This is a genomic window from uncultured Chitinophaga sp. (assembly GCF_937898475.1).
In the GTDB taxonomy this organism is placed as follows: Bacteria; Bacteroidota; Bacteroidia; order Chitinophagales; family Chitinophagaceae; genus Chitinophaga.
Genome location: NZ_CALEJS010000002.1, coordinates 1 through 25,002 on the forward strand (window position 1 = coordinate 1; position 25,002 = coordinate 25,002).

At 44.9% G+C, this 25,002-nt stretch carries 19 protein-coding genes; 10 read left to right on the forward strand and 9 right to left on the reverse strand.

What is annotated here, in order from left to right; translation table 11 throughout:
• Positions 1 to 329: 329 nt before the first annotated feature.
• The 4 genes from Q0577_RS00010 to Q0577_RS00025 form a co-directional block, all read right to left on the reverse strand.
• On the reverse strand, positions 330 to 3,119 hold the full coding sequence (locus Q0577_RS00010; protein ID WP_298731553.1) for a prolyl oligopeptidase family serine peptidase: 2,790 nt from the start codon (positions 3,117 to 3,119) through the stop codon (positions 330 to 332).
• 165 nt (positions 3,120 to 3,284) lie between these two features.
• Positions 3,285 to 4,595 carry a thioredoxin fold domain-containing protein gene (locus Q0577_RS00015; protein ID WP_298731555.1) on the reverse strand — a complete coding sequence of 437 codons (1,311 nt, stop codon included), beginning with the start codon at positions 4,593 to 4,595 and terminating at the stop codon, positions 3,285 to 3,287.
• Between the two features lie 21 nt (positions 4,596 to 4,616).
• A complete protein-coding gene (locus tag Q0577_RS00020) occupies positions 4,617 to 6,050 on the reverse strand; it encodes a RagB/SusD family nutrient uptake outer membrane protein (RefSeq protein WP_298731557.1) in 1,434 nt (477 codons plus the stop codon).
• Between the two features lie 39 nt (positions 6,051 to 6,089).
• On the reverse strand, positions 6,090 to 9,425 hold the full coding sequence (locus Q0577_RS00025; RefSeq protein WP_298731559.1) for a SusC/RagA family TonB-linked outer membrane protein: 3,336 nt from the start codon (positions 9,423 to 9,425) through the stop codon (positions 6,090 to 6,092).
• Between the two features lie 567 nt (positions 9,426 to 9,992).
• Here Q0577_RS00025 and Q0577_RS00030 point away from each other — a divergent pair.
• From Q0577_RS00030 to Q0577_RS00045, 4 genes are all read left to right on the forward strand, one after another.
• Positions 9,993 to 10,544, forward strand: coding sequence for an RNA polymerase sigma factor (locus tag Q0577_RS00030; RefSeq protein ID WP_298731561.1), 552 nt, complete (start codon positions 9,993 to 9,995; stop codon positions 10,542 to 10,544).
• A 49-nt stretch (positions 10,545 to 10,593) separates the two neighbouring features.
• Positions 10,594 to 11,724 carry a FecR domain-containing protein gene (locus Q0577_RS00035; protein ID WP_298731562.1) on the forward strand — a complete coding sequence of 377 codons (1,131 nt, stop codon included), beginning with the start codon at positions 10,594 to 10,596 and terminating at the stop codon, positions 11,722 to 11,724.
• A gap of 232 nt (positions 11,725 to 11,956) precedes the next feature.
• Positions 11,957 to 12,181, forward strand: a complete 225-nt coding sequence (locus Q0577_RS00040; RefSeq protein ID WP_298731564.1) for a hypothetical protein — start codon at positions 11,957 to 11,959, stop codon at positions 12,179 to 12,181.
• Positions 12,182 to 12,214: 33 nt separating this feature from the next.
• On the forward strand, positions 12,215 to 13,369 hold the full coding sequence (locus tag Q0577_RS00045) for a beta-eliminating lyase-related protein (RefSeq protein WP_298731565.1): 1,155 nt from the start codon (positions 12,215 to 12,217) through the stop codon (positions 13,367 to 13,369).
• Here the strand turns inward: Q0577_RS00045 and Q0577_RS00050 are convergent.
• The gene (locus tag Q0577_RS00050) at positions 13,364 to 13,660 is read right to left on the reverse strand and encodes a hypothetical protein (RefSeq protein WP_298731566.1); all 297 of its coding nucleotides are present in this window, start codon (positions 13,658 to 13,660) and stop codon (positions 13,364 to 13,366) included. The genes Q0577_RS00045 and Q0577_RS00050 overlap by 6 nt on opposite strands.
• A gap of 62 nt (positions 13,661 to 13,722) precedes the next feature.
• On the opposite strand from Q0577_RS00050, the gene Q0577_RS00055 reads away from it, so the two are divergent.
• The 3 genes from Q0577_RS00055 to Q0577_RS00065 are packed head-to-tail and all read left to right on the forward strand — an operon-like array spanning position 13,723 to position 19,067.
• On the forward strand, positions 13,723 to 14,766 hold the full coding sequence (locus tag Q0577_RS00055) for a serine protease (protein WP_298731567.1): 1,044 nt from the start codon (positions 13,723 to 13,725) through the stop codon (positions 14,764 to 14,766).
• Entirely contained in the window at positions 14,766 to 15,971 is a 1,206-nt protein-coding gene (locus Q0577_RS00060) for an SIR2 family protein (RefSeq protein ID WP_298731568.1), read from the forward strand. The genes Q0577_RS00055 and Q0577_RS00060 overlap by 1 nt, the downstream gene beginning before the upstream one ends.
• On the forward strand, positions 15,972 to 19,067 hold the full coding sequence (locus tag Q0577_RS00065; protein WP_298731569.1) for a hypothetical protein: 3,096 nt from the start codon (positions 15,972 to 15,974) through the stop codon (positions 19,065 to 19,067).
• 65 nt (positions 19,068 to 19,132) lie between these two features.
• On the opposite strand, the gene Q0577_RS00070 is transcribed toward Q0577_RS00065, so the two are convergent.
• Positions 19,133 to 19,318 carry an alkaline phosphatase family protein gene (locus Q0577_RS00070; protein ID WP_298731570.1) on the reverse strand — a complete coding sequence of 62 codons (186 nt, stop codon included), beginning with the start codon at positions 19,316 to 19,318 and terminating at the stop codon, positions 19,133 to 19,135.
• 129 nt (positions 19,319 to 19,447) lie between these two features.
• On the opposite strand from Q0577_RS00070, the gene Q0577_RS00075 reads away from it, so the two are divergent.
• Positions 19,448 to 20,740: a GNAT family N-acetyltransferase gene (locus Q0577_RS00075; protein ID WP_298731571.1), complete on the forward strand. Its 1,293-nt coding sequence runs from the start codon at positions 19,448 to 19,450 to the stop codon at positions 20,738 to 20,740.
• A 153-nt stretch (positions 20,741 to 20,893) separates the two neighbouring features.
• Here the strand turns inward: Q0577_RS00075 and Q0577_RS00080 are convergent, their stop codons facing one another.
• Entirely contained in the window at positions 20,894 to 21,430 is a 537-nt protein-coding gene (locus Q0577_RS00080; RefSeq protein ID WP_298731572.1) for a DUF4142 domain-containing protein, read from the reverse strand.
• 482 nt (positions 21,431 to 21,912) lie between these two features.
• Between Q0577_RS00080 and Q0577_RS00085 the strand changes: the two genes are divergently transcribed.
• A complete protein-coding gene (locus Q0577_RS00085; RefSeq protein ID WP_298731573.1) occupies positions 21,913 to 23,094 on the forward strand; it encodes a HAMP domain-containing sensor histidine kinase in 1,182 nt (393 codons plus the stop codon).
• 117 nt (positions 23,095 to 23,211) lie between these two features.
• Positions 23,212 to 23,679: a HAMP domain-containing sensor histidine kinase gene (locus tag Q0577_RS00090; RefSeq protein WP_298731574.1), complete on the forward strand. Its 468-nt coding sequence runs from the start codon at positions 23,212 to 23,214 to the stop codon at positions 23,677 to 23,679.
• Here the strand turns inward: Q0577_RS00090 and Q0577_RS27170 are convergent.
• On the reverse strand, positions 23,585 to 23,902 hold the full coding sequence (locus Q0577_RS27170; RefSeq protein ID WP_366883596.1) for a response regulator transcription factor: 318 nt from the start codon (positions 23,900 to 23,902) through the stop codon (positions 23,585 to 23,587). The two genes, Q0577_RS00090 and Q0577_RS27170, sit on opposite strands and share 95 nt — an antisense overlap.
• 30 nt (positions 23,903 to 23,932) lie before the next feature.
• The gene (locus Q0577_RS00095) at positions 23,933 to 24,943 is read right to left on the reverse strand and encodes a GntR family transcriptional regulator (protein ID WP_298731575.1); all 1,011 of its coding nucleotides are present in this window, start codon (positions 24,941 to 24,943) and stop codon (positions 23,933 to 23,935) included.
• Positions 24,944 to 25,002 lie beyond the last annotated feature (59 nt).

A 25,002-nucleotide genomic window follows, 5' to 3' on the forward strand; every position in this document is an offset into this window, starting at 1 on the left:
AAAGTTAGAAGAACCACTGTACCGCTAAAAGATGTACTTCGTCGTTAGCTTACATGTATCTGTTGTTGAATTCAGATACAAGGCTATTTATAAATCATGGACAGTGGCACAATGACCTCCGTTTTACAGCTCCTTTATTTGGCCCAATGACCTCCGAAACGCCGGCGCTAAGTTTGGCCCATTAATTCCTGAAATGTGTGGCCCAACATCACCGAAATCGATGGCCCAATGGCCTCCGTTTTAGACAGAAATTTGTTTACTCTATTGAATTATTAATCATGTACACTTCTAAGCAGTTTGTAAAGTTGTTAATTATATGGAAGCTTTATTTAGTGAATAGAAGTCATATTGTCGGAATTTAGGGTTGTTGATTTCTTGTAAAGTAATCCCGGGCTAAGTGCTTTTACCCTCAGATCTAAATCAAATCCATTTGATATTCCCTTTTCCATTGCCGGTATTCCTTTTGTCATCCACAGCGGTGGAGGCGCATTTTTTAAGAAGTGGTCAAAAAATTGCTTCATGCGAATAGTGTAGTCAATACTGGCAATTCCAAAGACCAAATGATCTTGTCCATCATATTGTAACATCCAGGCCTTTTTTCCCAATCGTCGTAGAGAAGTGAAAAGTTCAATCCCTTGTCCAAAGGGAACATCTCCATCATCAATGTTGTTCATCATTAAAAGTGGGGTGGTAACTCGATTTGCATATAGAACAGGCGAATTCTCAATGTATAAATTCGTTCCCTCCCACAAAGAAACTCCGATTCGATCTCTATATAATTCATATTGGCGTTGCCGACTGCTTCCGTCCCCAACGATACTTCCATAACAACTTATGAAATCGGACATTCCGGCAGATGACATAGCAGCAGCAAACATATTTGTTTTTGTGATTATATAATTTGTTTGAAAACCTCCAAAACTATGACCTTGAATACCTATTTTATTTTTGTCAACATATTGTCTTTGGGAGAGTAGTTTTGCAACTGACACAACGGAATTGAACGCACTTTCTCCTGGTTTTCCTACGGTATAGTGAATGTCCGGAACAAAAACAAGGTAGCCATCGCTTACATAGTAAGGAATGTTCATTGGTCCTTCGCTAGGTCCTGGTTTTATAAAGCTATGCAACGTTTCTGAAAACCTTTCATAATAGTGTAATATTAGAGGATATTTCTTTGTCGAGTCGAAGTTTTCAGGCTTAAATAGAATTCCATCACTTGTTTTGCCATCGAAAGTTTGCCATGATACCAATTCGGTAGTAAGCCAGTTATAATTGCGTTCAGGATTTACAAAACTCAATTGATGGAAAGTTTTAAAGTCCTTGGTGGAAAAGTAGTTTGCGGATTCGGTAGAGCTCATTCTACGGACAATATATTTCCGGGCATAAGTGGCTTTAGTGGGAGTAAACTGTGAAACTTCAGTCCTATAAGCGCCATTAAAAGTATACGGACCCATATATAACATTTTTGGGTCTTTACTTCCTGAAAAATTTGCAATGAAGTATCCATTATCCTTGTTTTTTCTATTAAACGCGTTTAACAGAATCTCTTCGGATTTGTCTATCCACTTGGAATGTGCTTCAAAAGCTAAACGAAATTCTATGTTATGACGACGGCCATATCCATTAGTGATATTCAGGGGCGGTCTAGCTGCTGTGGGATCTAGTAGCCAAATGTCATGTTGATCATATATTAATACACCCACGTCATTTTTAAGCCAGCCAACCACGCCGCTGGTGCTATAATATCTTTTAACTGGACTGTCCCTGTAATCATATTCCGCCCAATCTGTTGTAATTGTTTCTGTAATATTTTTCGTTACACCATTTTTGGTGTCGTAGCAGTAGTAGTTGTTGTCATCAAGGTTAAAATATATGATGTATTTTCCTGAAGGAGACATAATAAATGTCATTTCACTCACCGAAGGGACACCTTCTTTTAATAATCGCCTCTCTCCGGTGTTCGTCGAAACGACGTATATGTTAGCAAGGGACGACTTATTCCAGTTCCATTCATGTAATGCGCCTTCTCTCTGTATAACAATGAGATTGTCATCATTATATGTTTCGTTATGCTGTCGAAAGAAAGAAGGTCTTATTCTTTCAAACTTATGTTCAAGTTGTATGAAAGTTTTATCTCTAATATGTATTGTTGATCTAAATGTTTGGTTATTTGTAGATTTAATCTGTTCTGATTGTAGTGTTTTGTCTGTATAGCTCCATATGTTAACATTTACGCTTGTGTTCGCTGGGTTTTTATCAAGCTTTTTTGTAACGTTAAAGAATATTTTACTTCCATCAACACTAAAGGAGATGTTACTACTTTTGTCAATCTTAAACTCACCGTATTTTAATGCTGTGCTATCACTGAATAATCGAGTGACTTTTTCTGTCGTCAAGCTATAATGCCATAAACCATAAATTTTGTTTGACTCGTTGTTAGAGCCAGTAAAGCATACCTGTTCTTCTTTTGTATCAAAGGTAAGATGGTCAGCATCAATGCCATTCCATACTGTTGATGTTGTGTTTTTATTGAGTCTGACAATCTTCAAAACAACTTCATCTTTAATTGTCTTATTTTCTTTACATAGTATTAATAAAGCGATACCATGTTTACTAAATATGTATTTCTCTACACCCGAGAAATATTGGGTGGTTCCCGATATGAGATTATAAAGCACAAGTCTCTTCTCTTTGGGATTTTGGAGATATGCTATCCAACCGTTATCGAATTCTGCTGGTAAATCATACGAGAGTGTATTAGGGAATTTCAAAATTTTAGAGGATAATGTATTTAGTATGTATAGTGTATCGTTTTTGATAAATAAAAAATATTTGCTGTCGCTTGTGAATTTACAGTTTGATTGAGTGAATGGAAAGTCGATACTCAGATTGTTGTCTAGGCCACGCAGACAGAGCGTAGTACTGCCAGTAGGCTGGTTGATAATCGAGTAATATGCGAACTTCCCATTATTACTAATCGCCGGTCCATTAACGAACGGCCAGTTAAAAAATGTGCCCGTATCAATGGTTGGTTTATCTTTGAAAGCATGATTATTCTGCCCCAGCACAATTTGGGTTTGTAGCAATATGATGTAACAGATAATAGGTAATTTCATTAAATATGATTTCGTTTTTATAATGTACGAATAAGCGATGCAATCACATTGCAGTGAATAGTGTTATTATTTGTTGTTTGTGTGGCTTAAATGACGGCGTAATATATTTCAATCCATATAATATTCAGTTCATCACTTACCTAACATAATAGCAAGGAGCCGACTTTAATCATTGTTTTTTGCCCATGTTGGCTCACCTTTTTTCATTTTTGATATCGTTTCTGAGTATATTGGATCCGGATCTCTACGTTGAGTTTTGGCACTCTCAATTTCTATCTTTTCTGCCTTTTCTTCGAGGGCGATCGCGGCAGTAACTCTTCCGGTTTTATATAGTAGGTTCGCATACGTGTCTAGTCCTGCCGGGTCATTTGGCTGTTCCTTTAGCAACATCTCCATCCATTGAATACCTTTGTTGATTTGATAGGTATCGTTGCTGTGCATGAATATTATCTCAAATACAAAATTATTAAGGAACGTTTTCCCGAGTCCGGCTGTGTCAAGTCCATAGCGCTCCGCCTTAATAATATAATACTTAATCACCTTCTCCCACATTTGGTTATCTGTGTACCATTTTAATTGTGCATTAAGAACATTTCTTTCCGCAAATTTGTCATTATATTTCTTTGAAATGTTCATTTTTATTTTGTTCCAATCGGGTTCAGATGATCGGTTTTCTTTAGCTAAGTATTTAGAAATTTCTTCTTTGGTAATGACATTGTCTAGGATCGAAATTGATATTTCTCTCCTTCCGAGTATGCTATCAATTATTTTTGATTCGTTATAACACAATTTGAAATAGTTGTCTTTGGAATTTAGTTGTCCTGAAAACTCATAAAGAAACTGTAGGTTATCTTTTTTTAGTAGTATTTTATTGTTACAGCTATCCATAATTTGAATGAATTTCCTTGAGATGGAATTGGCTAACAGAATATCACCTAATAATCTTGCATTTCTTGCTAAGTGCATAATTGTTTTTTTAGTATGGTCTCCCTTTTTATATTTATTAAGAAGAGTATAGTATTGTGTTTGAGGGTTTAAAGCTGAGTTTACAACTTCTATGAAAAGTGAGTCGGTCATAGCGCCATTTTGTCTGTGAACTGGTTCACCATTGGGAGAGAAGAACAAATACGTTGGAAAGGTATTAATATTATACTTCAAACATATAGACTTAACGTCATTATGCCAGTTTTTAATGAAGTCATTATCGTTCTTGGTTGTGTCACACTGTAGTTTTATTGATACAAAATTTGTATTTATCAGGTTACCTACATTTTCTTTGGAAAATACTTCTTTATCCATCCACTTACATGGTCCACACCAAGTTGCGAAAAGGTCAACAAATATGTATTTGTTTTCTTTTCTTGCTTTATTTACCACCAAATCCCAGCTGGTTTCCTGGCTGAACTTTATACCTTCTTTTTGTTGTGCGATGAGCGTAAATGGGATGAGTATTCCCAAAAGGAGAAATTTGTTCATTGTTATTTTCAGTTAAAGATTTTAGTATCCGGGATTTTGGACTAGTTTTGAATTATTGAGTAATTCTTTTGATGTAATTGGATATAGTTGTTGTGTGGATACCCATTTACTACCTTTTTCTTCTGCCGCGAAATCCATTGCTTGGTCTATTTCGCCAGATCTTTTTAAATCAAACCACCGATGGCCCCATTCGCCAAATAGTTCAACTCTCCGTTCATTGAAGATGGCCGTTAGTAATCCTGATTTGGTTGTTATTGTCGTATTTTGCAGACCAGATCTGTTTCTGATAGTATTTAGATCAACCGAAGATCCTGTAAGATCCCCAATTTGTGCTTTTGCCTCAGCTCTGATTAAGTATACTTCTGATAACCTTAGGATGGTTGAGTATTCGGAAACGGGCGATCCTGGTGTATTTACTTTATATTTATATAAGTAATGGTATGTTGTGGAATTAATCTTAATGCTATCAATCCAGTTTATTCTTCGTAGATCGCCCGATTCAAAGCTTTTAAGTAAAGACCTACTTATAACTATTGGATTTAGGTCGCTTGGGCCGGTTGGTGGAATTATATATATCCGGGCTTCTTGTGTGTTGTATCCTGCAAGGACTGGTTGTAATTGCCATATAGCTTCTCTGCTATTTGCATGGAAAACACTATTGACATCTGAAAGTAATTCAAATAATCTTTTGTTATCAATTATACTATTGCATTCTGAAATGGCCTCATTCCACTTTCCGGTGAATAGGTACATTCTAGCTAACAGAGCAGTTGCAGACCATTTGTTGGGTCTTGTCCTTTCATTTGTTAGATTAGTCGCACTTGCATCAACGTAGTCTTCGGATAATAGAGATTGTGCATCTTTCAGTTCTGATATCATGAATTTGTATACATCTGCTACGGAAGTCCGTCCAATGACGGACGTTTGTTTATAGTCTGTAATTGTTACAAGCGGTACATCTCCGTACAGATTCAGCAGATAGAAGTAGCAGAACGCCCTAAAGAACTTTGCCTCTCCAAGTAGTTGAGCCTTCACTGCGGGGGTTAAGTATGTTGATTTATTTAGCCTCTCTATAGCTGAATTGGCGAAATATATGTAAGGATAGAAGCTGCTCCAGAAATCAGCGGTGTAAGGTATAGTATTACTTGAGAGTGAGTTTTTATAATATTGGATGTATGTTGTGTTACTTGTGCCAGTAAATAGCCCGAATTCGTCAGAAGACAAACCTGTAAGTAATGGGACACTAGTTATTCCGCCGTCCGGGAAGTAGTTAGCACTCATTTTACCATAAATTCCAGTCAAAGTGGCTGCTGCAGTTTCATCTGACGTGAATACATTTTCGCCTGAAATACCGGTTTTTGGCGGCGGTACTTCTAACTGTTTCGTGCAAGATGTTGTGAAAAGAACTGCTAAAAAGATCGAATAATAACGGCATTTAGAGCTTTGGTATAACATAGTCGTTATTTTTTTGTCATTCATTTATATATTTCCAGATCACAGGGTTATTTGCAAACCAACCGTAATTGTTTTTAATGGTGGTATAGAACTGATGCTTTGTGATTCTGGATCTAGCCCCTTATACTTGGTAAAGGTTAGTAAATTTTGAGCAAGTAGAAACATTCGGCAATTTTGAAGATGTAGTTTTTTTTCAATGTTGGAGGGTAGAGAATAGGAAAGTGATATGTTCTTCAATCTGATGTAGGAAGCATCTGTATAGCCAGCATCACTTATATCGGCAAAGAAATACTGTGATATTGTGCTGAAATCCTGATTGAATTTTTGGATTTCAGTATTATCACCGACCTTTTTCCATCTGCTAAGTACCCAGGTAGGCTGATTGTAGTTTCTTGATCCTGGTACATTTCCGAACATATAGTTTTTTCCTATTTGCTTTACGAATTGAAATAGGAAATCAAATTGTATTCGCTTGAATGAAATGATGTTCTGGAGGCCACCATAGAATTTCGGCAGTGTATTTACCAAAGATACTCGATCATTTTGAAAATCTGGATTAGATGTCGAGGTGCCTTTGTTATCCGTGAATTGATAAATCCCAGTGGAGTCGTTTACACCGGCAAATCTAAATGTCTTGTTAATTGTTATTGGTTGACCTATTGTTAACAGGTCGGCGTAGCTAGAATTCTCTAGATTTGGAAAGGACGCTAGTTTATTTTTGGGAAGAGTTAGATTGAAATTGGTTGTCCATGAGAACGAACTTTGTTTTAAGTTATAACTAGTTATGGATAATTCAATGCTTGTATTATGAACTTTAGCGGGAAAATTTGCCAGTATAGATGAGAAACCGGATTGTATTGGAAGCGTATAGGGAAGTAGTTGGTTTGATGATATATTACGTATAAAGTTCGCTGTAAAGAGAATGTGATCTTTTAAAAATCCTAAATCTAAACCAAACTGTAATTTTTTGGTTTCTTCCCACTGCAAATAAGGATTGGTTAGTTTGTCAGGTAACAGCCCAGTAGCTCCTTGATAAGCGATTCCGACGCCAGGTGGTGGAAAGTACAAATCCAAGTGTTGATAGTCACCGATTTGGTCGCTCCCTGTCGTACCATAGCTAATTCTAAGTTTACCAAAGGATACAAAAGGTACTTTTTTTTCGAAGAAGGTTTCATTTGAAAATATCCAACCGGTTCCGACGGATGCAAAGCTGTGGTATAGATTTTCTGATCCGAACCTGCTGCTTCCATCCCTACGAGTGGAGATGTTTAGTATGTATTTATCGGATAATTTATAATTAATCCGGCCAAACATCGCTCGATATTTATAGGTGCTTGCAAGGGTTGATATTGGATATATATTGCTCGCAGATCTTATGTCTTCTAGTACTAGATCACTGTTGTAGCCTACACCAACTACAGATTGACCATCGTTAATATTTTTTTGTATGGTTGTCCCAATAAGAAGCTGCAAATCCGACTTTCCAATTGCTTTATGAAAAATAGCTTGTGGTTCGATTATCCATGATGTGGATGAGCTAGTTCCGTAGTTGCCAACTCTAAGAGTTGATGGCCTGTAGTCTGGCCTAGTTGATGAGAGCGGTACTGTAACTGTTTCTCTAAATTGTTGGTTTGTGAATCCGAAGCTGCTCCTGATCTCCAGGGACTGAAATAGCTGAAAACTTAATATGGCATTGCCAACTAGATTATTTGTCACTCTTTTATACCTGTTATTTAAGTAAGAAACAGGATTTATCCATGTATAGTTTCCGGCGGAATCGCGTGCCCAGTTCAAACTGCCATCTTCATGGTACAGCTCGGGTGCATTTGGAGGGGTGGTTATCGCAGCTGATGTGAGGTCGTTATTTGGTAGTCTACTGTCGTCGTTAATGTAGTTGCCGGACAATTGTGCTTTAAACCTTTGATTACTGGAAGTACTATTTACGTTAAAGTGCAATGACCATTTTTGATCGAAATTTTCTCCTGGAAAAACTGTGGTTTCTCTATGGTATCCGATTCCAAGTAGATATTGCGTGAGAGTGTTTCCTCCTAAAATGTTAGTTTGAATGTCATTATACTTTGCGTTGTTTCCTATAAGTGTTTTTTGCCAGTCTGTATATCGGGTGGTGTCCCAGGTGCCATTAATGTCAAAGTCAAATTCTCCCGGTGTTAATCCATCGTTTTTAAAGGCCTCCTGACGCATCTCTAGATATTGTTTAGTATCTAGAAGTTTTAATTTTCTTGTAATGAATCCCCAACCTGTTTGTGCACTAATGGTTGCTTTCATTTCTCCTGGCTTTCCTTTCTTAGTTGTAATTAGAATTGCTCCGTTTGCCGCTCTTGAACCATATATAGCGGTGGCGTCTGCATCTTTTAGCACCTCAATACTTTCAATGTCAGCTGGATTAATGTAGCTTAATGGATTTCCATTTTCGCTTCCAAATGTGTTTCCTGATCTACCTAGTATAGCTCCTAAACTTGGCAATAGTTGAGAAGTGTATGGCACTCCGTCAATGACATAAAGGGGGTCATTCCCTCGACCAATACTGTTTTGACCTTGTATACGAACTGTTACTCCACCTCCGGGCAGTCCATTAGCTTGGGTTATATATAAGCCTGGAACTCTTCCCTGTAATGCCAAAAGAGGGTTGCTGACAGGCTGCTTCTCTATATCTTGAGCCTTTATAGAACTTATATTGCCAGTGTTATATCGTTGAGTAGTTGTACCATAAGCAATAACAACCGTTTCATCCAAATTGTTAATGGCAAGATTTAGCTTTATGAGGACGCTATTCCCACTTGTCGGTATTTCACGAGTTTCATACCCGATTGAACTAATAATTAGTAAATCATTTTTTTTTGTTTTAGCCAATGTGAATTCCCCCTCCCCATCCGTCGTCACCCCATCACCCGTCCTCTTCACCCTCACCGTCGCCCCCGGTATTGGCGACCCATCCGCCTGCACCACCTTTCCCGTCACCGTTATCATATTGATATTCGAATCCACTGCTGTACCCATACCATTTCCTCCTCCTGACAATCCCTTTTTTTTTCTAATCGTTATCACATTATCCGTATATATCCACTCTAGTCCCGTTCCCTCCAATATCCTCCCCATCACCTCATCCAGCGCCGCATCCACCACTTTAATGCTCACCTTCACCGGCAACCTGATGTCACTTGTCGAGTAAAAAAAACTCATCTTCGTTTGCTTCTCAATCTGTTTGAAAACTTTCACACAACTCTCTTCCACTACATTCAATGTAACTTTCTTCTCTCCCTGATCAACACCCGCAAAACAATTCAGATATAAGGATAAATTGACGGCACACAGAATCCCCATTCTGCGCACCTTGTAGGTCCATGATTGTCCCATAGCGATGCTAATTTTTAATGTATGCGTATAGATTTCGTTTGTGCATGGTCGTTTCTGATCATACGGGCAGAAAAACCCGTTTAGATCTCAGGCAAACTCATACAATGATCTTATGTTGGTTGATTAATCGAACATTCTGATAACAAAAGAGTACGTCTTGCTATGTTTTTTAAAATCACATGACTATTTTTAACCCGGCTTACGGTAAAATACCTAAAGCCCATAGTTTATATATATACGGATAGCTTTTTCGATCCATACTACCTAAATGAAGTTTTTTTTAAATTTTTTGTGCACAGGAAATAGCACGAACAAGGGATACTTTCCGGTTAACAACGGATTAACTATAATTTGGCTGAGATGGCCTGCTGTGCAGCTATTGAGCCTATCTAATTTTTTGATTTCCCATCTAAATGTATTATATTTAGAATGCAAAAAGAATATAACAAATTATTGCGTGTTTTGCATCGGTAATATCAAGAAATTATTACCACTACACACCATAACACCAACCACCAACCGGTTTCTTTTCCCTCTGCAAGATTTTACAGGTAGACCTACAGTCACATGCAGCATGTAAGTGATGACATATTGCTGGTTAAAGCACTCGTGAAAGGTGATGAATCCGCCTTTAATGAGCTGTTTCATAAATACAGCCGCTGGATATTCCTCGCAGCTATATCCCGCTGCAACGGCAACGTCCCCGAGGCGAAAGACGTTGTGCAGGAAGTGTTCTTCAAACTGTGGAAAATACGGGAAACCCTCAAGCCGGAGCTTTCCGTTAAATCCCTGCTCTTTACCATGATGAGCAACACCTGTAAAGACCGCAATGAAAAAAGACAAACCTCTCTCAAACTCAATATAAAGTACCTGGAAAAGGAAGAACAAACGTCCTTACCAGCAGACAGCAACGGAAACAATGAACTCGCCGAAAAAGTCCACAAAGCCATCGATCAGATCACTGCCCCCAAAACACGCCAGGTAATTAAGATGTACTACATGGACGGCCTCAGCTATAAAGAGATCATCCACATTACCGGCATGAAGCTCCAGACCGTCCGTAACTATGTTAGCGAAGGTCTCGCCATTTTGAGAAAAAATGTAAAAAATCAATATTAACGGCAGTATGTTTTAATTTCTCGCCCGTATAATATCATAGTCGTGTTCAATGAAGTTTAATCCAGTTATAATTGACCAATTAACAAGTCAGCAGGTTGCTGGCATTATTTCCCGGGAAGATGAGGACTATCTGAATGAACTCCTTTCCCGGGACAGTGAAGCTTTGGAGTACTGGAAATCGATGCGGCTGTACTACGAATCCATGAATGCACCCGATGTTCAGCAGGCATTTGATGAACATGTAGCATTGATGAACACCTGGGATCGCATTGAAAAGTCGCGGCGTTCCCACAACATTCGCAGGATACTAAGTATTGCTGCCATCGGCCTCCTGGCGGTCAGTACACTCACTTATATATTGGTTCCTTCCGCCAGAACGAAACCTGAAACCGCAGCCGTGAGTACGGCCGCAAACGGTATCCGGCTTACCCTGCCCGGAGGGAGCACAATAGACCTCTCTACAGAACAGGGACAAGTGGCCGTTGCAGGCGCCACACTGCAGCATAATAATAAGGTATTGCGCTATACGCCCGATGAAGGCAAAAATGCGGGCGCCTTTGCCACGCTTACAGTGCCCATCGGCAAAGATTATAAACTGCAATTGGCCGATGGTTCTGAAATATGGCTTAACTCAGCTACCTCTGTTCAATTCCCTTTTGCCTTTGGCGATAGCAGGGAGATCACTATTAACGGAGAGGCGTATGTTAAAGTCGCAGCCAATGCAGATAAACCTTTCCTGGTGCATCTGGGTAATACCAGCATACAGGTGCTGGGTACAGAATTTAATGTAAATACCTACGATTCAGGCCTTGTAAAGATCGCCCTCGTAGCAGGCTCCGTTAAGCTGCAGGCTGCCGAACAATCTCGCGTGATAAAGCCTGGTTACGAAGCCGTTTATACTGATGGTGCTACTATAAAAACACATCCCTTTGATGAAGATTATCTGCTCTCCTGGAGAAAAGGCATCTTCAAATTCCAGGATATTTCCCTGGATGAGATCTGCCGCGTACTTCCCAGGTGGTTTGGTATAGCCGTGGTAATGGATAGCCGGCAAACGGCCGGTAAGCGCTTCTCCGGTGAGCTGGACAGAAACAAATCACTGGAGAAACAATTGGAGCTCTTCAAAAACGCAACTGATCTTGATTATTACTTCAAAGATGGGGTGCTTCATTTCCGTTGATTTATTGCCAACCAATCCATAATAGGTTTAGATTTTGTTTGAAAACTCCTTCGCAGGTTTCTCTTCAGTTACCTGCTTTTTTATTTGTAACAATTGAGCGCTCACCAATACCAGCGCCTGTTATGATGCCTTTCACAAAAAAAAGTGCTTAAATTTATGTCAATTGTACTGTACCATACTTTCTGAAAGTATGACAATTGTTATGTTCGAATAACCCATAAAACCCGTCTTTATGAAAAACATTGTTAACCTAACCGGCTGCCTGGCAGCGGTATTACTTTTATCAGTAAGTGCTTGTGTAAAAGATCCCAAACCCGAATCTCCTCAACCTCCTGCCCTGGGCTGGCTGCCTACAAAGATTGAAACTACCGTCAAACATGGAGGCCCTGAAGGTGGTCCGGTGTCGTATGAGTATTCGCGGGATGAATTTGAGTATCATTACTCCCAACCGGATTAATGATTATTTTAGCGGGCACATAACCCGCTGCATATGAAAGATCCCATACGGCGGAGAACATTCCTCAAGTCCTCCGCCTTCACTTTACTGCCTTTTATTGCTCCATTGCCTGCGCCGCCGGCAAAAGAAAGAACATCCGCAGAAAAGCAACCGGTCAATTTCTTATTGGAAGGAGAGATACGCACGGTCCAACAGTATGCAGACAAACTGGCTGAGATCTGCCGCAGGGAAGCCATTGAACCAGACCGCTATGGAGAAGGCGGCTGCGTTGCGGCGCTGGAATCGCATTTTGAAGCAGTCACGGGAAAAGAGAAAGCTATTTTCATGCCCAGTGGCACCATGGCCAATCAACTGGCCGCTAAAGTGCTCAGCGGACAAAATACAAAGATCTTCGTCCATGAAAGCAGCCATATGTACCGCGATGAAGCAGATGCCGCACAAAGTTTGCATGCCCGCCGCCTCATTCCCATCGGCAAGGAGAAACCCTGGTTTAGCCTTGATGACCTGAAAGCGGCTATCGGCTATCATCATGAACAGGAATACATTCCTTCGCTCACCGGCGCAGTGGTCATAGAGATACCCACCCGCCGCAGCGATAATACGATGATGCCATTCGATGAATACAAAAAAGTGTGCACCTATTGCCGGGAAAACAACATACCCGTTCACCTCGACGGCGCACGCATCTACCAGGCGGCTGCCTGGTCGGGGGTGCCTATCAGCGAATATGCTGCCCTGGCAGATACGGTTTACATCTCGCTCTATAAATACCTGGGCGCTTCCGCCGGCGCAATTTTGTGTGGTAAGAAAGAAGTGATCGGGCAGATGCCCCTGCTGATCAAAAGACACGGCGGTTCACAGTACCGCAACTGGACCAATGCTGCAATGGCACTGCATGAAGCAGATGGTTATATGGAACGGCTTATAAATGCCCGTAAAAAAGGGGAGGCGCTGATCGCTATGCTCAATACCCTGCCGCAAATGAAGATCAATAGCTGGCCTGATGCTACGAATACTTATCGTATGGAGCTGAGCGGGATTGATAAGAAAGCTTTTCAGAAAGCGCTGGCCGCACAGGGTATCAGCGCCGGGCAAACTATTTTTTCATTGAATGTATCTGTCTTACACCGGGATAATAATGAGCTGTTCCATGCATTTAAAGATGCGATAAAAGGCGCTGCGCTATAGCAATACCCACAAAGCTCCCCAGTTCAGGGCCATGCCCAGCACGCCCCCAATAATGCTGGCGACAGCATCCATGATATCATAGTGGCCGTGCCCGCTGATCAGTGAAAAGAGCTCAAAGCCGTAACTGATCATCACCACGATGGCCAGTACGATCAGCGTTCCGCCAAGGGGATGCTGCGGCAGCAACAGCCATGCAACGCTCTGTAATAAAGCGCCCATCAGGATACCTACCCAAAAATGTCTCCACTTGTCTGGTGCAATATTATTCAGCATATGTGTGAAGATACGCATGGCTGAATAGCTTTTTTTAGTTAAATTTATCAACGTAAGGAATGTTAACACCCAACTAGCCTATGGACTGGAATAACACATTGACGGAACTCAATTATTACCTGGCCAGACTTTTTGCCCACGATATCACCAACAAGGAGAAGGCTTCACTGGTCGAAAAAGCCGGGATGCCAGTCTATATGATCGAGATTCCCCAGCAACAGTTGCTCGCCTGGTTCAATATCCTGCAATTCGCTGCTGCACGCAACCAGGTGGTTCGCCTGCTGGAAGTCATTACCGCTCCTGAAATGGGCAATGCCGGTGACGAATTCCTGAAAGGGGCCATTGTGGCTATGCAGTCCGGCAAAGCCATCAGGAATATTTCTCTGCCCGATGATGAATGGAAAGGCGGCAACGATATTGCTGCCACCAAAGAAAAGATACTCGGAAAGAAAAGTACCCTGCTGCCCATTGGCTTCCTGGAACAAGGCACGGATGCCGCCAGGGCAGTGGTCAGGATAGTTACGGAAAATGAGCTGGGCACCGGTTTCCTCCTGGCACAGCGCTGGCTGCTCACCAACAACCATGTGCTGCCCAACCTGGAAACCGCTGCTGCCGCCAGTATAGAGTTTAACTACCAGTTTCCCAAAGGCATTAAAGTTTCTACCAAACAGCCGGCCGATCTGAAAGCAGAATATGCCACCCGCCTTACACCGGGCACGGCAGATAAGCCCCTGTTTTACACGAATGAAGCGGAAGACTGGACACTGGTAAAAATAGATGACCCGCAGATAGACCCTTTCGGTTTCTTTACCATGGCCGCACCCGGACTGAAACCCGGCGATTTTGTCAACATCATTCAACACCCCCTGGGCGGCCCCAAACAGATAGGTATCTACCAGAATATGGTGATGTATGCCGATGACGCCATCGTACAATATATGACGGATACCAACACCGGTTCTTCCGGCTCGCCTGTGGTGAACAGCGACTGGGAAGTAGTGGCCATTCATCACAGTGGCGGCTGGGTGGAAGATCCTGCCACCAAAGAGACCGTCCGGCGCAACCAGGGCACCAACATCCAGCGGGTGAAAGCATTTATTGATCAGCTAAACCACCACAAATAATGATACTTTCTGCCAAACAGCTGCATAAGCTGAGAAAAGTGCTGTACCGGCTTTTTCCCAACGGCCAGGAAGCCCATTTCTATCTCACAACTGCCAACATTCAGAACGTATTTGTAGACACCAATAGAAACGCTTGGATGGTTTGGGGCGATGTGCTGGATGCGCTGAAAACGAATAAAGAGAAAATGATCCAGCTGTTAAAGGCCATGCTGGATAAGAACGATGTGCCCGAACTACAGTATTTCTATACAGAACTGGAATCCAGCCGCCGTATGAGGCTGGTAAGCCTGGCAGAAGCCCTGATCATGGGCAGGTGCGTGCTCTTCCTGGGGCCGGAAGTTTTGAAGGTGCGGGAGGGGGGCGCACAGATCTCCTTTAACGAATGGATTGCCCGCAAGCTGGAAGAACGGATGGTCAACGATAATGTTTACTTCGACAAAGACCTGAATACGAACCTGAGCTACATGGCTAACTGCTATAAGGAAACGCCTAATTATATGTTTGGTGATGTGGCCGCACTTTCCAACACTGAATTTAAATCACTGCTGGCGCAGCAGCGCATAGGACGCGAGATATACGAACAGATGGCCATGCTGCCGCTCAGGATCGTTATTAACGCCAACCCGGACGATCTGCTTTGCAACTATATCAATCAGCGCAAGGCAGACAGCTGCCGCCTGAGTTACTACGATATTTCCAGCAAAGAGGAAGAACGCCCGCAAACAACCAGCAGCGCCGGTTTACAGGTAGCCGGCAGCGAACTCCTGACGGGCGGCCAGACAGTGGTGTATAACATCTTCGGATCTTTCCGGAACGAAAGTTCCATCCTGCATACAGAAGGGGAATTCCTGGATTTCATCAGCCGGGTAACCATGGGGAATCCCCGCCTGGATAGTAACCTGCTGGCTGAATTCAATGAAAAGGACAGCTACCTGTTCCTGGGTTTTGATTTTGAACAGTGGTATTTTAAAGTGCTCTTTCACCTCTTCAAACTGAAGAAAGATCAGTTCAATGCTGTTTCCTGCAGCTTTGATGCACCCGGCATAGGCGCTGCCAATCCGCTTCCTGCCAATGGAAGGATCAGTGTGCGTACCAGGGAATTCTTTGAAGAGGAATTCAAAATGTTCTTTGTAAGCGACGATCTGCAGAGCTTTATTACCGACCTCAATGCTTTGCTTGCTAACTATAGTGCTAAATTGATATGAATGTCAGATAATGCCATCCGTAAAAGCCGGTATCCCGGTGTAGTTGCTTTTGAAGAAAATCAACACCAGCTTTTTTTCGGCAGGAAAACCGAAACAAAAGAACTGATACAGCTGCTGAAAGCGGAGCGTACCATCGTATTGTTCGCAAAATCAGGTATCGGTAAATCTTCCCTGCTTAATGCAGGCCTGATCCCTTATATGCAGGCAGAAGGATTTTATCCCATAAAAGTAAGGTTCCAGTATACCGGCGATAATCCGGATAAAGACACTATCCGCAAAACACCGCTTAAAATACTGGACGAAGTTATTCACCTCAAAATGGGCCAGCCCAGCGGGATCGCCCTGCGTGAGGAAATGAAGGTGCTGTTTGACAACAGGCAGCCCAGGTTATGGGAACTTTTTAAGCGGCTTAAATTTCCTTCCTACCAGCCTAAAAGCACAGGCAGGGAACAGATATTGCAGGCCTTCCGCGAAGAGCAGTCTGCCATAACCGGTACTCCGGCGCAACGTCTTCCCGCGGAGGCCCCTCACATGATGACGCCCGTACTGATCTTTGACCAGTTTGAAGAGTTCTTTAACTTCTCTACCTGCGAACGGCATGATTTCCTGGTGCAGTTATCTGAACTGCTGCACGAGATGTGTCCCAACCGCATACTGGAGTGGCTGCGCAGCCAGGCGCCCGAGATCCGCACGCCTGAAATGGTGGAATGGTCCAAACAACCCCTGATCAAATGCATCTTCGCCATCCGGGATGATAAGCTGGCAGAGCTGGATGGCATCCGCAAATATATTCCCCTGATCCTGCGCAACCGCTACCGCCTTTTCCCGCTCGACTATTACGATGCCAGGGAAGCGATGACAGAACCCGCTAAGGTTGAAGGGGATTTCGTGGCGCCCAAATTCTCGTTCGATGAACAGCTGCTGGATGCTATTCTGCGCAAACTGTGTGGCAGGGCGCCTGAGCTGTCTCCGCTGATCAGCCAGCCTCCGGAGGATAACAGCCTGCGTACGGGGGTAGATGGCTCACAGCTGCAAAAGATCTGCACCTATATTGAACACAAGGTAATTGAAAGGCATCGGCTCAGGCCTTACACCAGCATAGTAGTGGATGAAACCCTCATCAAACAGGAGGAGGCCGAACATATTCTCGATCGCTTTTATGAAGACCAGCTCAAAAAAATAGGCAACGAAAAGGATATTGATATCTGCCGCAGGATCATAGAAGACAACCTGGTAGCCGGTGGCGGGCGCACCAGCCTGACCGATAACCAGATGAAACAACTGCTGAAAGACCGGCAGGACCTCCTGGATAAAATGATGGATGTACGCCTGGTGCGCGAAGAGTTTACCCACCTGGGACGTACCTACGAATTGAGCCACGACACTCTTGTTAAGGCGGTAACAAAATATGCTGAACAGCACCGCGAAGCGCGGCTGCGGAAAGACAAAGACAGGCAGGTTCGCTATAAGCTGCTGTTCCTGGCCCTGGCACTGGTTTCGCTGGCATGCATGATACTGGTGTTGCAAATGTCTGCAAAGAATGAGCGCATCCTGAATAAAAGCAAGGGATGGCTTGCGGAGAAATATTACACGGAGAATAACCATTACATGGCCTTCCGCCTCTGGAGCAGCTACCAGCGGGTAGGGCTCTTTGATACAAAAGCAAGAGACTCCGTGCGTAAGCTGCTGGATAGCCGCTTCTTCTTCGATATCTCCGGGGGGACGCAGCTGCATGTACTGAACCCCGCTACCTATGTTACCCTCGAGGCGGAGAACCGGATCAACATCTGGAGATTACCGGAAGACGGCGCCCAAAGACTGCTGCTGAAGGCCATCGCGGATGCAATGAGCCTGGAAGTGGCAGACAGCCGCGGGTATTTCATCTGCCGGGATAAAGGCGGCCGTCTGGTGGTGTATGATGTAAATACCCGCAATGCATTTTCCATTCCGCATGCGCAGCTGAAGAACATCAATACTGCAGACAGGAATTCAGACTTCACCTATGGGTCCGACTTTAAAGCCGGTTTCCTGCCGGGATCGGATTTTATCTGGTATCTTACGGAGGCGGGCGATACCTACCTGTTTGACCTTAAAAAGCGGAAAAAGATCAACTATTCTTTCACAACAGGAGAACCTGCTGCAGATTCAGCGGGCAGCAGCAGGGGTATTCTCTATACTATGAAAATGTCTCCGGATGGGAAATTGCTGGCCGTTTTCAAAAAAGGCCTCCTGCGGATCTACAGCCTGCCAGATGCAGGAATGCCCTTGCTGCAGGACAGTATCAGCGGCATTACCTGGCTGGATGTAAAGAAACACAAAGACTGGCTGGTGTATGGAACATCACTGGACCTCTATACCTCTTCTGCCCGGAACGGCTGGCGCCACGCAGCCGCCAAGCGCATGGACTGCTCCTTCTGGCTGCCCGCACAGGATACCAACAGGCTGATATTTAACAGCAGGCCGGGAGCACTTACGATCTACAATCTTCTGACTGAAACTATAGATACCACGATAGCAGATTATGCCCGCCGTTCTGCGGGCAGCTCCCTGAACGCGGCCAGCGCAGCAGACAGACCCAGGTCATTTTCCTGCATGAGCAGCGGTATTGTAAGGTACACTAACGGGCAGGGTAAAACGCTATATTATTCATTGGCGGAACACAGGTATATACAAGGCATTTCCAATGCCACCCTGTTTTCAGCTGGGGCCAGGTATTATGCCTATGCCGATGCAACAGGCCTGATGCGTGTGTTCGATACCAGGAGCGGAAAGGAGCTGTTCCGCCGCCTGACAGCGGATGCAGCTTTCTCCTTTGATGATACCGAAACCCGGCTGGCCTACCTCCGGACAGACAGTACAAAAACTACCTGGCTGGAAGTAGTGAGCCTGCCAGCCGGACAACGGATCAACCGGCAGGTCGTGGGCGCAGAAGTTGCCCTGGAAAAGATCCTGGACGATCAGGTGGCAAGAATGACGGATATAGAAGGCAATTCAGGCATTCTCTTCCTGAATGGCGAACGACGCGGCTATCATTATTTCAATGACCGTTACCCGCTGCTTTCTACCAATGAGAGAACAAGGGTAGGGATTGAATAATCTATTTTGCCAGTACTCCGCTGTAAAGCATTCCATCTCCTGCAGGCAGCTCAAGCCCCAGCAGTTTACTGATCAGTGGTGCAATATCCACTAATCCCATTTGGCACTTTAATGTGCTCATACTGCCAGATCCATTTACCGGTAATGCCCAGGGGCTCAGACGGCGTATTGTAGTAAATGCCGTGTTTCAGCGGCTTTGCGCCGGTGATGATGGTGGTGTGGGAGGGATAGGTAACCACGCCTTGCCTCATGCCTTGGCGCAGGTGCACCATGTTCAGGAAGGCGGGCGAAATTTGATAATTAAGCAGGCTTTTTTATGAGCAGGAAGATGAAGTTTGGGTTAAGTTTATCCTGCCTGATTATTCCGTAACTTACATACCATGAGCGTCCCTCCATTATCAGCGCTTTCCGTGCTCCAGCATGCAACGCCTGCACAGCTGGAGCTGGCTGCTGCGGACAATCACCGGCAGCTGTTCATCCTCGAAGCCATGTCGGTAAAAGGAGCCGTGCAATCTGCCGGCGGCCTGACCTGGGCGTATGCCGGTCCGCATAATAACGCTTCCGTTCCTTTTCCTGCGATGTCTAAAGAAGAGGCGGGCCCTTTGCTGGATGAGATGATGGCCTGGTTTCGCAGCCATCCTCCCAGGGGCGCAGGCTGCTGGTCGCTGGATCCTCCGCAGCCGGCAGACCTGGGCGTGCGGCTCCTGGCCCGGGGTTTTCAGCCAGGATGGAACCCGTGCTGGATGGCGCTGCGGCTGGACAATCTCCGGCAATACCCCGTTCCGGCGGGACTGGAGGTTCGTCCCGATAATCATTCGGATACATCGCTGGTAAGTGCTTTGCCCTATGCCGGGAAAGATGGCGCCGTGCCACCCGCTCTCATGGAGGCTTTTCCTGACCGCGCCCAGCGATTCCTGGCTTTCCTGGATGGAAGGATAGTGGGCCAGAGTTGTGTGTTCTTAACAAGCGGCACTTATGGCGCCGCGGGCATCTATAACGTGGGAGTAGTGCCCTCGGCACGGCAACAAGGCATAGGCAAGGCCATACTGTACGCCGCCTGTCAGCACGCCGCTGTCAAAGGCTGGCATTACGCCGTACTCAATGCTACTGGTCTCCGCATGTATCAGCAGGCTGGTTTTAAGTGGATCAGTAATGGCCATACCTGGTGGATCAACAACCAGGATTGTTTCACAGACGCGCCTCTTCCTGCCCGCATCCAGCTGGCCGAGGCCATCGGACTGGGTGATATCCGCGTGCTCGAAGAAATTGGAAAGGATTACGCTCCCCAGGAACTCAACATACCCCTGGCCAACGGCATGACACTCATGGAGCTGGCAGTGTATTTTCACCAATCCCGCGCCGCCGCCTGGCTGGCCGAACATGGCGCCACCTGTACCGTTCTTGATGCCTGGAACCTTGGCTGGAAAGATCGCGCAAAGGCCCTGCTGGCCGCTCACCCCGAAGAGGTGAACCGCCGTTATAGCTACCTGGATTATACCATTCTCCACATCGCCGCTGAAAAGAACGACCTTGACCTTGCTCAACTTGCCCTCTCCGCAAACCCCAACCTCAACATCCGCGACAAGATCTATCACAGCACACCCCTTGGCTGGGCAGAACATTTCGGAAGGATGGAGATTATACAACTCATAAACAAACATTTGAAGGTTTGAAGTTTTAAGTTTGAGGTTCGTTGAAAGTTAAAGGTTTCTGCTGGTGTCAGGCCTGTTTCGCGGTGCCTGCATCGTAAGCATATTACTTTTTCAGATGGCTATCAATAATGTTCAAACTTTCAGACCCTCAAACTTTCAAACGTTTAACTGCCGCTACGGATTCAATGTTGCCGCTATACTGTCCGCCATCTGTAAGTGCATGCGTAATTTTGGAAGATATTTGTTGGCGTAATCTTTCAGCCGTTGCTGATCGCTGTTCGCGGCGGCATCTTCGAATAAGGCGATGTTTACGTTGTGATCCCTGATCTGCGCGTTGATATAGGCCGTATCAAATGAATAGCCGCTAAGGGTCAGCAGTTGCTGTTTCAGCCGCAGATGTACGGTGTCAGGGTTGTCTGGCAGATCCACGATCCATGCATTACCGATATCATCCAGTTCTGCCTGGGCGGTGGTATGATCTGCCACCATCATCTGGCCATACAGGCTAACGCCGCCATTGGCAGAAACAGAATCAGCAGTGGCCCCCATGTCTATTTCCGAATGATTACCATAGGATGCGGTGATCATAAAGTTTTTGTCCCGGTCAGAAATAGCAGGGTTGCTGATGTCGTCATCATCATCTGAACAGGCCACAAAGAAAAGGGCATTCGTAACAAGGCATCCGGCCAAAAGCAATTTTCTTGCGCTCATATGATATGGTTTTATTGTTTGCAGGAACCATCGCAAAATATGTGCTTCACTGTAGCGTGCACAGGAGGGAGTGGCCGCAATGCATACATTGCCAGTGTATTAAGCTGAGTGGCCGGTATTGCCGGCAGATGGGCCTGTTTGCACAATTGGAGGAACAAAAAGTGGGGAAGTGTAGAAGGGGTTGTATAGTAATAAGGACCCCGCTTTGCCCGGGATCCTTATTACGTTTTTTAGGTGAAAATGACAGCCAGGCAGGAATGCCTTGCTCTATTCCTTATAAATTCGTACTAAAATTACTGATCTCTGGCTAAGCGATAGTTAACCAATCGTTAACCAACTGGAAAATAATACGAAAAAGATATAGTTTCGTATATCCGATGAAACTTTCTATCAGTCAAATCGTTAAGGTCGGCCTCAGGCCCGGCCTCCCGTCAGAAGAGCAAAAAAAGATCAGGTCACTGAATGTCGGTAATCTTATAGGTATGACCATGGTGACGATCCTCTGCGTGTGGAATATCCTGGGCGCCCACTATCACCTGGCTTTTTCCTATGCCTTCCTTATTGGGTGTATGCTGCTCATTTTCCAGTTACAGCATCTCGGTTTTTTCCCGGCTGCGCGTTATTTTACCGTAGCGCTGATACCCGGTTTCTTCAGCTATATCTCACTCTGCTACCAGAATAATACCGAACTGTTCCTCCTGCTCGACATTGCAGTGATTGTGCTGCTGCTGAATTCCTGGTGGATGATTATAGCGCTCTCCCTGCTGAACATGTTCGCCTTTATCTTTATCCGCATCTATAACGGTAACCACCAGCCGCTGATCGAGGCGCTGCCTGCCTCCCGGGATGTGATCAGCGCTACCAACCTTTTTGTGCTGATGACCATGGTGCTGCTGTACTATAAATACGAACAGCAGCGCGACCGCCGCCAGCTGGAAACACTCAACCGCCAGAACGAGGAGAAGGCGCTCCGCCTCGAAAACCTGAACAGATCCAAAGAACAGATCCTGTCGTCCCTGTCTCATAACCTGCTACAGCCACTATCAGCCTTGCGCAACGTGCTCCAGAAGGAAGAGGAGCTGTCTCCCGCCAGGATCAGCGATTTCACCGGCCGGTTCAAAAGTAATCTCGATAATGTACTGCTAAGCCTTGAAAATACCCTGCGCTGGTCGCATACACGCCTGAAAGGCCTGATCCCTGCGCCACGTTACTGTAACGTGTACGATACCCTGGAACAGGTGGCCAGTCAGTTTAAAGCGCAGTTGTCGGAAAAGCGGCTCAGGTTTATTCGTAGATGTGATCGCGACATCCTGGTATATGCAGATCCTACACACCTGCAGCTGATCATCAGGAACCTTGTATCCAATGCGGTGAAATTTACGCCCAAAGGCGGCAGCATACGGATCACTGTAAGCAATGCCAATGGACTGGTGGAGATCAGTGTAACGGATACGGGTATCGGTATGAATGAAGACCTGCTGGAGCAATTGTTCAACCCCGAACAGCGTACACACTCTTCCGGAACAGAAAATGAACCCGGCGCAGGACTTGGCCTGCTGCTCGTGAAAGAGCTGGTAGAACTGAACGGAGGTCATCTTACTGTTACGAGTGTACTGAAAGCAGGTGCAACTTTCCAGGTAATATTGCCAGCCTCTTATATATGATGCTGGTAAACACCGCTGTAATTACAACTATTGTTTTACAGACACTTTAAATTTCATTATGTATTTTTACCAATAGAGTCCTAAAACCCCTACGACGAGGGATTTTACCGCACCCATGTGAAGAATGGGTATGCAGTTCCCGAAGAGATCGACCTCCGCGAACTGGTAGAAGAAAAGATCGATATCTTCAGTAGTATTGCCGAAACAAATAATACCGTCATTCTCAATAACGTGCCGCCGGAGCTGCAGTTCTGCGCCAACTATCAGTCGCTGGCTGTGGTATTGCATAACCTGCTGGACAATGCCGTGAAAAACATCAGGGAGGGAGAGATTATGATCTCCGCCATGCATGGCGAGGGTATGATACAGGTAAGTATTGAAGATACGGGAACCGGTCTGCCGCCAGCGCTGCTGCACTGGATCAATGCGTACTGGCATCCCATGAGAAAGGTGGAAGACACCATGCCCGCTCACAACGGCCTGGGCCTGATCATTGTGATGGAATTGCTGGAACAGATGAAGGGACGCCTGACCGCAGAGAATAAACCGTATTGCGGCGCTGTGGTAAAGATTGAATTCCCCTGACTGCTTTCAATGCACTCTTTATATCTTCTTCTGAAGAGTGCTTCACCAGGTAGCCGTCTGCACCCGCCTGTATGTAGTTGAGGGCAAACAGTTGTTCTTCGTACCCTGAGAAGATCAGTATTTTTATTCTGGGCTGCCGTAAGCGTACCGCGTCTATCATCTGCAGGTTGTTTCCGCCCGGAATATTAATGTCCAGCACCAGCCATTCCTGGCGGTAATTCATACAACCAGGAAATATAGCAGCCTGCCGCACTCAGAATGATGCTCTTTCTACCAGCCTGCAGGGATTCTTCAGATGTGCTTTTTTTCTTTTCACGATCATATGGATCAGGTCAGTTCCCATTTTCGCAAAATCAGTGGAGATGGTGGCAATGCCATTGGCAACGATCTCTTTGATGGGGGTTTCATTATAGGAGATAATACCGATGTCCCTGCCCAGTTTCAACGACGACTGTGCGATCTTCTTCACCAGCACTACCAGGTCCTGGTCATGTACCAGCACGTATAATTCACCGCGTTCCGGCTTCCTGTTCCTGGTGTGGGTAATAATAGAGCATTCGAGTTCAGCATCCTTGCAGAACTGTCGGAAACCTTTTTCAATCTGCTTCAGGTTGTAAAAGTCGGGTCCCTGTACCAGCACCAGTTTCTGGTATTTGCGCCGTATTTTCCTGATGCACTGCTGCAGCATTTTGTAGATGTCCTCTTCAAAGTACTGGCAAACGGAAGGGTAGCGGGCGCCCCAGTCGGTATAGCCCAGGTCAAGTATATAGATCTTTTCCTGCGGCAGCTTTCTTAGCGCGGGCTCAATCCCTTTGTGCTGAATGGGCATGATCACATAGGCGGTATACTTGCCGGCACTTTGCGCGATCAGGGTGTTAAACACTTCCACGTTGTTGTGGTGAAAGAAAATGTCTACCACGCCTTTACCGTCAATTGTTTCCTTAATGCCCTCATATATGTCTTCCTTGTACGCGTTGAGGTTATTGAACAGCAGGAAGACGTTGTGTTTGGACTGCGTGTTGGCGCTGGCTACAAAGTAGCCCTTGTATTTAACGGCAGTAATAACGCCGGTCTGTTTCAGGTGTTCGAAGGCCTGCACCACGGTTTTCTTGGCAATACCGGTGCTATCGCTGACCTCGTTCACAGAGGGAAGCTTGTCGCCGATCTTCAGCCTTTTGCTGTCTATCGCGTTGATAATAGACTGTATGACCTGCTGGTATTTCGGCGAACCGGACGTGTGGTCTAGTGAGATGAGTGATTCCATTGTACTGTACTAAAAATTAATAATTAATAATGAATAATCATAGGGTGAGGTCAGACAGG